The sequence below is a fragment of the Staphylococcus simulans genome (assembly GCF_003043455.1).
GTDB classification, from domain to species: Bacteria; Bacillota; Bacilli; order Staphylococcales; family Staphylococcaceae; genus Staphylococcus; species Staphylococcus simulans_A.
Genome location: NZ_PZGG01000062.1, coordinates 1 through 13,216, shown reverse-complemented (window position 1 = coordinate 13,216; position 13,216 = coordinate 1). Strand labels below are relative to the sequence as shown.

Below are 13,216 nucleotides of genomic sequence, written 5' to 3'. Positions count from 1 at the left end.
AAGAATTTAAGCATATCTTCTTCATTTTGAGAATTGATAAAATCCATGATTCTAGCAAGTAACTGTGTTTGTTTAGCTTTATCGCTATTTAAGATAATGAATAAAAAAGATACTTCTAGATCATTATGTGGGGAAATCATATTTTTGAAATGAATAGGATGGTTCAATTTTACAGGTACGATTTTTGTAGTATTTACATATTCCGATTCAGTATGCGGAATTGCAATATTTGCATACTTACCATTTAATAATGATAAATCCATACCTGTAGGGTAGTTATGTTCTCTTTCGATAATATGTTCAAAGAAACTATCTTTTACATCTCCTTGTTTAACCAGAGCTTCTGATACTTCTTTAAAAATTTCTTCTTTTGAGTCTGCATCACTTACGAAAACAGTGTCCTCAAAAAATAGTTTTGTCATTTAGATGCACCTTCTTTGTTGTTTTGTGTTTCTTTATGTTTCTTTTTGTTCACTTAAAGTATAAAACCGCTTACTTGAAGCGTCAATACTTTTTGAAATATGTAGGAAAGTTGCCATTATTATTACGTTTAATTTTAAATTTGAACAAAAAAAGACTCACAACATAGTGTTGTGAGCCCTCGAAGCATTATTAACTTTCCTCAATTTCCTTTAGCGCCAATTTAATATGTTCTAGATGATGGTTACCATGCCAAGCCATTTTAGCTACAAGATCTGCAAGTCTGCCTTCTCCTTCTTCAGGGTGGTAAAATGTACGGTCAAATGCTTCTACGGGTAATTCACGTAATAAGATTGCCCAACGTTTGTGCATGCCGTCAATCAGTTCTAATGAGTATTCTAAAGGTGCTTGATTGTCAGGTGCATCAGCCCAGGCATCTTGTAGAAATGATGTGACAAATGGATGGTCTTCAGTCAAAGTTTGTTTCGTACGAATAAAACCGTGCATGTGGCTGTCTGCAATATGATGAATTAAAGTTTGAACATCAAAACTGCCTTCACGATATGTCGCATGGCGTTCTTGTGAAGATGCGTTTGTCGTGAGTGTTGTAAGTATATCTGGCAGCTCTTCAATTGCATCAATCCACGTGTTTAAATCTTCTACAGTATAACCGTCTGGTTTTTGGAACTTACCGATTGGAAATTGATTTTTCAGCATGGTTAATCACCTTTCATCAAATATTGAATTAAGTGCTAGTATATCACACGTGAATTTAAATAGATAATTGACTCATTTCGTATTCATATCCTGCATGACAGACTAAGCGACTTGTAAGACACTATACCCCAATTGTTCAATCGTTTCGCTGATTTGTTCAGAAGAAATTTTCGTTTCGTCATATTTAACCTTTACTTTACTGCTGTTGAATAATACTTTCGCCGATTCAATACCATCTGTTTTACTTAAAGCACCTTCAATTTTCTTGATACATGTAGGGCATGTCAGTGTTTCTAATTGTAGTTTGAGTTGTTTCATTTAAATCGTCTCCTTTAATTTTAAATTTAATTAAACGCATAGCGTTGAATATCACGACTAAGACACTTGCTTCATGGATGAACATTCCGATTGCTAAGTTCACACCGCCGAGCAGTACACCGATTAAAAGTGCGAAAACTGTTAACATCGCAATCCAGATGTTTTGTTTAATATTATGGTGTGTGGCTTTGGCTAATAAGAATGCATGTGCATATTGTTTCAAGCGATCTGCCATTAATACAATATCTGCTGTTTCCATTGAAATATCTGTGCCGCCGTCACCCATAGCTAAGCCGATATCTGCAGTCGCAATCGCAGGGGCATCATTAATACCATCTCCCGCCATCGCAACACGATAACCTTGTGCTTGTAATTGCTTAACATAATCTGTTTTGTCTTCAGGTAATAAACCCGCTTCAACCTCATCTATATCTAACTGTTCAGCGATTATGCGTGCAGTATGCGCATTATCACCCGTTAACATAATCGTTCGTTTCACACCATATTGCTTCATTAAGCCAATGGCTTGTTTCGCATCTTCACGTACCTCATCTTTAATTGATAAGACAGCTGCGAGTTTTCCATCAACTGCCGCAAAGACTAAAGTGTGTCCAGTTTGTTCCTCATTTAATGCGTCTTTTTCTGCTTGTGTGATATCAATATGATAATCATGCATCAAAGCGCGGTTGCCAATGACTAAGTGTTGATTATCGACTTGTCCGGCGATACCTTTTCCTTTAATAGGTGTCGTTGATTCTACAACATAATTCGTTAACACATGATGTTGTTCGGCATAATTTGTAATCGCATGTGCTAAATGATGTTCAGAAGTTTGTTCTAAAGTACCGATTAAACCTAATAAGTCGTGAGGTGGTTCGTTATAAGTTTGAACACGTAAGAGTTCAGGTTGGCCTTTAGTCAATGTACCTGTTTTATCAAAAACCATGATATCAATATGTGCCAAGGTCTCCATAATGTCACTGCCTTTGATTAATGCACCATGTTTGGCACCATTTCCTATTCCCGCAACACTTGAGACAGGGGCACCGATAATTAAAGCACCTGGACATGCGATGACTAAGAACGTAATCGCAAGATGTAAATTCCATGTGATAAGTCCAACAATAGCAGCTAATACAATGACAGCTGGTGTATACCATTTGGCGAAGCGGTCTAAGAAACGTTTGGTATTAGATTCCGTCTCTTGTGCTTCTTCAATTAAATCAATTATCTTCGCAAATGCAGTTTCTTCACCGACTTTATCCGCAATCATTTCCACATAGCCAGATTCTAATATCGTACTGCTGTATAACGTATCTTGTTGACGTTTTGTCAGTGGAACAGATTCACCTGTAATTGAGGCTTCGTTAAATGTACCTTCACCTTCAATAATATGACCATCTACGGGTACACGACTGCCAGCGGTTAGTATGATTCGATCACCTTTTTCTACTTCTTCAATGGATACTAAATTACGTGAGCCATCAGCTTGTTTGATTAGCGCTTCTTCAGGTGATAGTTCTGTTAAGGATTGAATCGAACGACGTGTGCGTTCTAGTGTCTTTTTCTCTAAATAACTTCCGAATAAGAATAGAAACGTCACAACTGCCGCTTCGATCAACTCACCAATAAAGAGGGCACCGATGACTGCGATACTGATCAATAATTCAATACTGAACATTTTAAAACGTAACGCCTGTATCGCACGTAAGCCGATGGGCAACATCGCAATAACCGTCGCAAAGATGAGCAAGGCATTTCCCATTACCGCAATATCTTTAAAAAAGATGCGTATCAAAATGCCGGTAACTATGGCAATAAATGCGACTAACGTTAATGTTTGTTCATATCGATAAATCCATTTTGTAAACATCAAAAACTCCTCCTCTCATTTGAAGTGATGTCTGCTTTCACTATTAATGATATGAGAGAAGGAGAGAAATAAAATTGACCTAGATCAATTTTTCGTTACTTTATAGGTATTGTGGTTGATTTTGTCTAAAATACCTTCTTGTTCTAGTTGTTTGAAGGTACGATTTAATGTTTCTGGCTGCATGCTTAAATAAGTCGCTAAATTCTTTTTAGTCATCGAAAGCTTTAATAAACCGTCTTTTGTTTCTAATTGTATATATTCTAGTAATCGTTCTTTGCTGCTCATCAATGCGATTTGAGTGGTCATCGTTTCTGACTGATTCAAGCGCTTTGCCAAACCTTCGATCATTTTAATCCCGATTTCAGGATAATCTGTCATCAATTGATGAATAGAGGATTGATTAATCGTACAGACATCGCTATCTTCTAAAGCTTCTGCGTACGTATTGGCACTGTCTGAAGCATTAAATAAAGTTAATTCACCAGTGAAATCACTATGGCCTAAAATGCGAATTAATTGTTCATCGCCATCATCAGTCAATCTGAAGATACGTACCTTGCCAGAATGAATCACAAATAAAGTATGAACGTCATCTCCAGCCATAAAGAGATAATCGCCTTTACGTACCTTGGTCGCATGGACTTTTGAAAAGACATGTTCTAAAGCTTCTGTATCTAAGTTTTGAAATAATGGAACTTTACTGACACATAATTCATAACCTTTCATAATGAATGCTCCTTTAATCTTCTTATCTTTAGCTTAATCCATTTAATTAAAAGGGTAAATAACATTGCTTTTAACTAAAATGTAACGAATTAGTGAAATTCTAAACAAATTAATTGAAATAATTGTATGTTTTTAATTGTCAAAGCGTTTTCAGTATGACATACTATAAACTAATTAGTATGACACATTGATAAAAATAGATGAGGTGATCTACAAATGACAAAATATATTTACGCATTTGAAGAAGGTAGTCAATCCATGAAGGATTTGCTTGGCGGTAAAGGTGCGAACTTAGCTGAAATGATGCGCTTAGGTTTACCTGTACCAGACGGCTTTACGATTACGACAGAAGCATGTATTGAATACTTGAAACAAGGTGCAACATTATCTGACGAGTTAAAAGAGGAATTACATACACAACTCAAAGCTTTCTCAGAACGTACTGGGAAATCTTTTTCATCTGACAACAACTTATTATTAGTTTCAGTCCGTAGTGGTGCAAAAATTTCAATGCCAGGTATGATGGACACGATTTTAAACTTAGGATTAAATGACGAGAACGTTGAGAAGCTAGCTGAAAAAACAAATGATGCGCGCTTTGCGTATGACTGTTATCGTCGTTTGCTTCAAATGTTCGGTCAAGTTGTCTATGGTATCAACATGACAGCGTTCGATCGCTTCTTCGACAACTATAAAGAAGAAAATGGCTATGAAACAGATGCTGAAATTCCAGCAGAAGGTTTGAAAGTCATCAGTGCACGTTTCAAAGAAATTTATGAAGAAGAAGTTTATAAACCATTCCCGCAAGATCCATTCACACAATTAACTGAAGCTGTAGAAGCAGTATTTAAATCTTGGGATAACGACCGTGCACGTGTGTATCGTGATTTAAATGATATTCCACACGATATCGGTACAGGTGTCAACATTCAAGAAATGGTCTTCGGTAATAGTGGAGATCGCAGCGGTACAGGTGTAGCATTTACAAGAAACCCTGTGACAGGCGATAATCATGTCTTTGGTGAGTACTTATTGAATGCGCAAGGTGAAGATGTTGTAGCAGGTATCCGTACACCTAAAGAAATTGAAACGCTAGCACAACAAATGCCTGAAGTTTACCAAGAGTTTGTAGATGTGACTGAGAAATTAGAAGCACATTATAAAGATATGCAGGATATCGAATTCACTATTGAAAATGGTAAATTGTATATCTTACAAACAAGAAACGGAAAACGTACAGCCAAAGCAGCAATGAAAATTGCGGTTGATTTAGTAGATGAAGGGGTTATCACTAAAGAAGAGGCGCTAACAAAGGTAGATGTAAAATCAATTGATACATTATTGCATCCGACATTCAAAGCAGAAGCGATTGAAGCGGCAGAAGCTATTTCTGATGCAGGTCTTCCAGCTAGTCCAGGTGCATCAACAGGTAAGGTTGTTTTCTCAGCGGAAGATGCGAAAGTACAAGCAGATCAAGGTGAAAAAGTAATCTTGATGCGACCTGAAACTTCACCTGAAGATATCGAAGGTATGGTTGCGAGTGAAGCGATTGTGACTACACATGGTGGTATGACATCACATGCGGCAGTCGTTGCGCGTGGTATGGGTAAATGCTGTGTGACAGGCTGCTCTAACTTGAATATTGATACTGAAAATAAAGTTGTGACGTATCATGGCCAAACGTTGAATGAAGGCGACATCATTTCAGTTGATGGCTCAACAGGTAATATTTACTTAGGTGACATTGAAAAAACAGATGCAGACCATAGTGAAGATTTTGACCGCTTCATGCAATGGACACAAGAAGCTGCACGTTTAAATGTACGCATGAATGCTGAAACACCTCAAGACATCGCATCAGGTTACCAATTTGATGCAGCAGGTATCGGCTTAGTCAGAACTGAGCATATGTTCTTCGGTGCAGAACGTTTAGTTCAAATGCGTCGTTTCATCTTGGCTTCTTCACAAGAAGAACGAATCGAAGCATTAAATGAAATCCGTAAATATCAAATTGAAGATTTCGAACAGATTTTCAGATTATCTAATGGCCGTCCGACAATTGTACGTTTACTAGATCCGCCATTACATGAGTTCTTACCGAAAACAAATGATGAAATCCAATTAGTGTCAGAACAATTAAATGTTGATAAAGACGTGTTGCGTAAACGTATTGTCGACTTGCATGAAACGAACCCGATGCTTGGTCACCGTGGCTGCCGTTTAGCAGTAACGTATCCAGAACTTGCTGAAATGCAGACGGAAGCGATTATCGGCAGTGTGTTAAAATTAAAAGATGAGGGTATCGAAAGCCAACCGGAAATTATGATACCGCTTGTATCTACAGTAGAGGAATTCAAGACATTAAAAGACACAATCCAAGCGACAGCAGAAGGTATGTTAGCACAAGACAACACATCTATCGATTACTTAATCGGAACAATGATTGAAACACCAAGAGCTTGCTTAATTGCAGGACAACTTGCGAAAGAATCAGAGTTCTTCAGTTTCGGTACGAATGACTTAACACAATTAACATTTGGATTCTCTCGTGATGATGCAGGCAAATTTATCAGTGAATATATCAACAGAGGCTTACTAGAAGTCGACCCATTCCAAACATTGGATGTTGACGGTGTAGGTGCGTTGATTAAAACAGCAGTAGAACAAGCTAAAGCTGCAAACCCAAATATCAAAATTGGCGTTTGCGGTGAACTTGGTGGAGATCCGAAATCAATTCATTACTTCAATGACTTAGCGATTGATTATGTATCATGCTCACCATTCAGAGTTCCTGGCGCAATGTTGGCTGCTGCTCAAAGCCAAGCAGAAAGTGAGAGAGCAATCGGTGCAAAACAATAACGAACATTTAGCATTATATATCGTGTCGGATTCTATTGGAGAAACTGCTCAACGTATGATTCATGCGACATTAACACAGTTTCCTGATATAGAAGATGACGCAGAAATTAAGAAATTCCCTTTCATTAAAAATGAAGAAGAGTTTCTGACGATTTTAAAATTAGCGAAGCAGCGTGATGCGATTGTTATCACAACGCTCGTGAACCCGAAATTTAATCAAATCGGTCAAGCCTATGCAGAAGAGCAAGGTATCTTATATGTAGACTATATGACGGATTTACTTAATTTAATTGAAAACAAAACACATCAAAAAGCCTTACGCGAAAGCGGTGCCTTACGCAAAATGGATCAGCACTATTTTGAACGGATTGAGGCAATGGAATTCTCAGTCAAATATGACGATGGTAAAGTCTTTACCGGTATTGAAGAAGCAGATGCGGTGATTCTAGGTGTGTCCCGAACATCTAAAACACCTCTTAGTATGTATCTTGCGAATAAAGGTTATAAAATTGCCAACATTCCATTAGTGCCTGAAGCACCGATTCCTGAAGAAGTCTTCAACAAGAAAATGTTAGTATTCGGCTTAACCGCAAGTCCCGATTATATTATGAATATCCGTACAGAACGCATTCGTGTACTGGGTATGAAAGGTTCAGCCAACTACAACAGTTTACATCGCATTAAAAAAGAATTAAGTTATGCGGAAGAAGTCTTTGATAAATTTAATGCCATTGTCATTAATACGGAATATAAATCTATCGAAGAATCTGCATTTTATATTGAAAAATACCTGAACAAATAACATCCATTCTATTCATCCATTAAACATAATAGAAAATTCCTTAATAACTTCTCACAAATATAAACGAAAGCCGTAACTGCCTCCATTCAGTTACGGCTTTTAAGTTGCTTTTATTGAACTCTATGCAAATCACATTTAATTTAGAAGTATCAGTACAAAAGGAGCGGTTGAAATGGAAAATGAACAAATTGTGTTTGCGCAGTTTCCAGATGGATTACCAGATGAACAAACGTTTCGTTATGAATCTGCAGATATTAAAGAACCAAAACAAGGTGAAGTGTTGTTAGAAACAGCATATCTTTCTATTGATCCTTATTTCCGTAACGGTATGATTAAAGGCGCTTCTTATGTGACAGCCTTCAAAATTGATCAACCGATATGGGGAAGAGGGCTTGCAAAAGTGATTCAATCGAAAGATGACACAGTCAAAGAAGGAGACATTGTTAGAGGTCTATTTGAATGGAGAAGATATAATACAATGTCGACAGAAGATTTAGAAGTCTTAAATGTCGATGATGAAATTCCAGTGCATTGGTATTTAGGTGCTTTAGGTGCGACAGGTCAAACGGCTTATCATGGTTTACTGGAAATCGGTCAACCAAAAGCAGATGAAACTGTCGTTGTTTCAGCAGCTTCAGGTGCTGTCGGTTCAGTCGTCGGCCAAATTGCGAAAATTAAAGGTTGCTATGTGGTAGGGATTGCGGGTGGTAAAGCCAAAACGCAATACCTCATGGATGAACTTGGATTTGATGACGCAGTAGACTACAAAAAAGAAGATTATGCAGAAGCATTAGCTAAAGCTGTCCCAAATGGTGTTGATGTCTATTATGAAAATGTCGGCGGTACAGTGGCGAATGAAGTGTTTAAACACTTAAATTCATTTGCGCGTATACCGGTATGCGGTTCGATTTCTAATTATAATGATACAGAAACTGCCTATGAGCCTGCTGTTCAACCGATATTAATTAAAAATCAAGCATTGATGCAAGGCTTTTTAGCCTCTCAGTTTAAAGATGATTTTGAGCGTGCTGAAAAGGACTTAGCACAATGGATTAAAGAGGGAAAACTTAAAACAAAAACATCATTAGTAAAAGGTTTCAGCAACATTCCAAGTGCGTTCAGAGCACTCTTTACAGGTAAAGAAATCGGTAAACAAATTGTACAAGTTTCTTCGGTATTAGATTAATGTTACAGGCATTCTAGAAGTGATACTTCGCTTTTAGAGTGCCTATTTTTCATTGCAGTCCTTTAAAGAAACCTCTATACTTAAGTGAAAATATACAATCAGCAGGAAAGAACGAGGGGATAGCGATGGAGAAACAAAATCAACCTGATGCGAAAACGATTAGAATAATCGCCATAATCGCGATTATTTTAGGAGTGCTAGGTATTGTTAAATATATATGGGCTGAATATCACCCGACTAATCCATTAGATAAGGAAACAAAAATCGACACACCCACGATTTTTATGCATGGATATGGCGGCAGTGTCGATTCATTACGTTTCTTTGAAACACAGGCACAAAAAGAAGGTTATACTAAAAAGCCAGTGATTGCGACAGTAGGCGCGAATGGACATGTCACTTTAAAAGGTAAATTTGATACGAAAGATAAACATCCGATTGTTTTAGTTAATTTGAAAGATAACGAAAATGGTGACATGAAGTTAAATGCGTTATGGATTAAAAATGTACTCGAAGCGTTACAACAAGACTATCAATTTAAGCAATTCAATATTGTGACACATTCTATGAGTAATATGTCTTTTGCGAAGTACATGTTAGATAACAGTAATAATCCTGACTTGCCGACTTTACATAAACAAGTCAATATTGCAGGTATCTTTAATGGCATTATCGGTATGGGAGACGAACCTGGCAAAGTAACACTAGATAAAAATGGCAAGCCTGATCAAATGACAGATGGCTATGTAGAATTATTGAAGTTGAAAAAAGATCCTGCCTATAAAAATGTAGATATCTTGAACATTTACGGAGATATTCAAGATGGAACTGACAGTGATGGGCGTGTCACGAATGCCTCTTCTAAATCTTTAAAATATATTATGAAAGATCATGCGAAAAGTTATCGTGAACTTTTGATTAAAGGTAAACAAGGTCAACATAGCCAACTGCATGAGAGTGATAAAGTTGCGCAAAATATCTTTAAGTTCTTATGGGGCAGTAAGTAAGGTTAGAAAAATCATAATTCGGCAATATTAATAATATAATGGATTATAGATTGGAGCGGATGAAATGGCACAAAATGAACAAATTGTGTTAGCACAATATCCAGATGGATTACCTAAAGCAGAGGACTTTCGCTTTGAAAATATTGATATTGCTTCACCTGAAGAAGGAGAAGTCACAGTTGAAACAGCGTATATTTCAGCTGATCCTTATATGCGTAATCGTATGAAACCGAATACGAATTCTTATATCGGCGGTTTCAAATTAGACCAGCCGATTGTAGGTTTAGCAGTAGGGCAAGTTATAGATTCCAATCATTCAGACTTTAAAGTCGGAGATAAAGTGTCTGGTATGTTGCCTTGGCAAAAATACAGTACAGTGAAAGCTGATAATTTAATGCATTTACCAGATTTAGATGTACCGCCATACTTATTCTTAGGCGTTTTAGGAATGACAGGCCAAACGGCTTATCATGGTTTGTTAGACATTGGCCGTCCTAAAGCAGGCGAAACTGTAGTGGTTTCAGCTGCTTCTGGCGCAGTCGGTGCAGTGGTCGGTCAAATCGCAAAAATCAAAGGTGCTCGTGTTGTCGGTATTGCAGGCGGTGATCAAAAAACAAGTTATCTTGTTGATGAACTAGGATTTGATGAAGCGGTGGATTATAAGAAAGACGATTATGCGGAAGCTTTAGCTCAAGCAGTGCCGGATGGTGTGGATGTCTACTTTGAAAACGTTGGCGGCACAGTCGCAAATGAAGTATTTAAACATTTAAATACGTTCGCACGTATACCGGTATGTGGTTCTATTTCTAAATATAATGATAAAGAAGTATCTTATGAACCCGCAGTACAACCGATGTTAATTAAACATCAAGCATTGATGCAAGGGTTCTTAGTGCATCAATTTAAAGATGACTTTGCGCGTGCAAGTCAAGAATTAGCACAATGGGTTAAAGAAGGTAAGATTAAAACGAAAACATCTGTAGCAGAAGGTTTTGACCAAGTCCCTAAAGCCTTCAATAATCTTTTTACAGGTGAGAACTTCGGTAAACAAGTGATAAAAATTTCTAATGTATTAGATAAATGAGGTGTATAGATGATGAAAGCAATTGGTGCAGATCGTGCCTTTCAATTATCAGAAGGCAATTTATTTTATGAATTTGATAAAGAAAAACCAACGCCGAAAGACAGAGAGTTATTAATCAAAATCAAGGCTATCAGCGCAAATCCGATTGATACTAAACAACGTCAGAGACCTATTGAACAACCGCCTAGAATTTTGGGATATGACGCAGTAGGTGTTGTTGAAGCAACAGGGGATAATTGTGAACTTTATCAAGTGGGCGATGAAGTCTTTTATTCTGGTTCATTGAAATTCGATGGTTCTAATGCAGAATATCAAACGATGGATGAACGTTATGTGGCGACGAAACCTAGCAATGTATCTTATACTGAAGCGGCAAGTTTCCCATTAACGTCAATTACTGCGTATGAAGTTCTGTTTGATATTTTCAATATTTCTACGAACCCTGATAATAATAAAGGGAAAACATTATTGATTATCAATGGTGCTGGCGGTGTCGGCAGTATTGCGACACAAATCGCGAAAGCTTATGGTCTTAAAGTCGTTACGACAGCTGGACGAGAAGAAACTAAAGCGTGGTCAGAAGAAATGGGCGCAGATTTAGTGATTAACTATAAAGAAGATATGAAAGCACAACTTGAAGCCAACAATGTCAAAGACATTGACTTTATTTTCTGTACATTTGATACAGATTTATATTACGAAACAATGATTGACCTCGTAAAAGCACGAGGTACACTTGCGACAATTGTCGCTTTCAATGAGAAACAAGATTTAAACTTGTTGAAAGGCAAAAGTTTAACGTTTGCGCATGAAAACATGTTTGCACGTTCATTGAATAATACAGATGTGATTCAATATCATCGTTATTTAACAGATGTTTCTAAGAAAGTAGAAGCGGGTGTTTATCAACCGACAGTGACAAAAGTCTTTGATGAACTCACACCAGAAACACTATATGAAGCACATCAATTACTAGAAGACCATGTGATGAAAGGCAAAATTGTCTTTGATATGGAATCATAAATAAAAGTTAAATGACACTAGAGAAAAGCTGAAACAGCGAAACTCTAGTGTCATTTTTGTATAAGACGGAAACATTGCTTATTCATATCGGTCATTCTATGGTGAGGTCACAAACATATAAAGAAAGGAATGATATGAATGAAAGCAATCGGTGCAGATCGAGGATTTGAATTATCAGAAGGTAACTTATTTTATAAATTTGATAAAGAGAAACCAGAACCAAAAGGCAATGAATTATTAGTAAAAGTCAAAGCCATCAGTGTCAATCCTGTAGATACTAAAATTCGTCAAAAGCCCGTTGAGAACGCACCACGTATTTTAGGGTTTGATGCGGCAGGTGTAGTAGAAGCAACAGGACCAGATTGTGAGTTATTTAAAGTCGGCGATGAAGTTTATTATTCAGGCGCAAGCTTTTATGATGGTTCCAATGAAGAATATCAAGTGATGGATGAGCGTTATGTAGGTAAGAAACCAAGAAACTTAACATTTACAGAAGCAGCAAGTTTACCTTTAACAGCACTAACAGCTTACGAAGTTTTATTTGATACGTTCAATATTTCATCTAACCCTGAAAATAATAAAGATAAATCATTATTTATTATTAATGGGGCTGGCGGTGTCGGCAGTATTGCGACACAAATTGCGAAAGCTTATGGACTAGATGTAGTGACAACTGCTGGACGTGAAGAAACAAAAGATTGGTCAGAAAAAATGGGTGCTGACTTAGTGATTAATCATAAAGAAGATATTAAAGCGCAATTAAATGAACATCAAGTTGCACCTTTTGATTATATATTCTGTACGTATGATACAGACGGTTATTATGAATTGATGATTGATTTAGTGAAAGCACGCGGTCATATCGTGACAATTGTAGCCTTTAATGAAAAACAAGATTTAAACTTATTGAAAGGCAAAAGTGTGACATTCACACATGATTATATGTTCGGTCGTGCGGATTATGGTTTAAATGTGATTACGTTCCATCGTCATTTGACAGATTTGACTGAAAAAGTTGAAGCGGGTATATATCAACATACGAAAACGAAAGAAATACAAGGACTAACTACAGAAACACTTTATGAAGCACATCAACAACTAGAAAATCAATCGATGATAGGTAAGTTAGTAATCAATATGGAAAACGCATAACATTTTTTGAAGCACTGGGAATCATTTTCTCAGTGCTTCTATTTTAACT

At 37.0% G+C, this 13,216-nt stretch carries 12 protein-coding genes; 7 read left to right on the top strand and 5 right to left on the bottom strand.

Annotation, left to right across the window (positions count from 1 at the left end):
* The 5 genes from BU038_RS10135 to BU038_RS10115 all read right to left on the bottom strand — a co-directional run.
* A partial coding sequence (locus BU038_RS10135) for a PTS sugar transporter subunit IIA (protein WP_107605943.1) occupies window positions 1-422 on the bottom strand: 422 nt, incomplete at its 3' end.
* A 190-nt stretch (window positions 423-612) separates the two neighbouring features.
* The gene (locus tag BU038_RS10130) at window positions 613-1,137 is read right to left on the bottom strand and encodes a YfiT family bacillithiol transferase (protein WP_107605942.1); all 525 of its coding nucleotides are present in this window, start codon (window positions 1,135-1,137) and stop codon (window positions 613-615) included.
* A 102-nt stretch (window positions 1,138-1,239) separates the two neighbouring features.
* Window positions 1,240-1,455 carry a heavy-metal-associated domain-containing protein gene (locus BU038_RS10125; RefSeq protein WP_107605941.1) on the bottom strand — a complete coding sequence of 72 codons (216 nt, stop codon included), beginning with the start codon at window positions 1,453-1,455 and terminating at the stop codon, window positions 1,240-1,242.
* On the bottom strand, window positions 1,394-3,328 hold the full coding sequence (locus tag BU038_RS10120) for a heavy metal translocating P-type ATPase (protein ID WP_107605940.1): 1,935 nt from the start codon (window positions 3,326-3,328) through the stop codon (window positions 1,394-1,396). Before BU038_RS10120 ends, BU038_RS10125 begins: the two co-directional genes overlap by 62 nt.
* An 84-nt stretch (window positions 3,329-3,412) precedes the next feature.
* Window positions 3,413-4,054 (bottom strand): Crp/Fnr family transcriptional regulator, encoded by a 642-nt coding sequence (locus BU038_RS10115; protein WP_107605939.1) that lies wholly within the window; start codon window positions 4,052-4,054, stop codon window positions 3,413-3,415.
* A 216-nt stretch (window positions 4,055-4,270) separates the two neighbouring features.
* Here BU038_RS10115 and ppdK point away from each other — a divergent pair, with 216 nt between their 5' ends.
* The 7 genes from ppdK (at window position 4,271) to BU038_RS10080 (ending at window position 13,167) form a co-directional block, all read left to right on the top strand.
* Window positions 4,271-6,913, top strand: coding sequence for a pyruvate, phosphate dikinase (ppdK, locus tag BU038_RS10110; protein WP_107605938.1), 2,643 nt, complete (start codon window positions 4,271-4,273; stop codon window positions 6,911-6,913).
* Window positions 6,900-7,715: a pyruvate, water dikinase regulatory protein gene (locus BU038_RS10105; protein WP_107605937.1), complete on the top strand. Its 816-nt coding sequence runs from the start codon at window positions 6,900-6,902 to the stop codon at window positions 7,713-7,715. The genes ppdK and BU038_RS10105 overlap by 14 nt, the downstream gene beginning before the upstream one ends.
* Window positions 7,716-7,887: 172 nt before the next feature.
* Window positions 7,888-8,901, top strand: coding sequence for an NADP-dependent oxidoreductase (locus tag BU038_RS10100; RefSeq protein WP_107605936.1), 1,014 nt, complete (start codon window positions 7,888-7,890; stop codon window positions 8,899-8,901).
* A gap of 125 nt (window positions 8,902-9,026) precedes the next feature.
* A complete protein-coding gene (locus tag BU038_RS10095) occupies window positions 9,027-9,908 on the top strand; it encodes an alpha/beta hydrolase (protein ID WP_107605935.1) in 882 nt (293 codons plus the stop codon).
* Window positions 9,909-9,972: 64 nt separating this feature from the next.
* Window positions 9,973-10,992: an NADP-dependent oxidoreductase gene (locus BU038_RS10090; RefSeq protein ID WP_107605934.1), complete on the top strand. Its 1,020-nt coding sequence runs from the start codon at window positions 9,973-9,975 to the stop codon at window positions 10,990-10,992.
* A 12-nt stretch (window positions 10,993-11,004) separates the two neighbouring features.
* A complete protein-coding gene (locus BU038_RS10085; protein WP_199219711.1) occupies window positions 11,005-12,015 on the top strand; it encodes a zinc-binding alcohol dehydrogenase family protein in 1,011 nt (336 codons plus the stop codon).
* Window positions 12,016-12,153: 138 nt separating this feature from the next.
* Complete coding sequence (locus tag BU038_RS10080) at window positions 12,154-13,167, top strand: zinc-binding alcohol dehydrogenase family protein (RefSeq protein ID WP_107605932.1); 1,014 nt, start codon at window positions 12,154-12,156, stop codon at window positions 13,165-13,167.
* Window positions 13,168-13,216 lie beyond the last annotated feature (49 nt).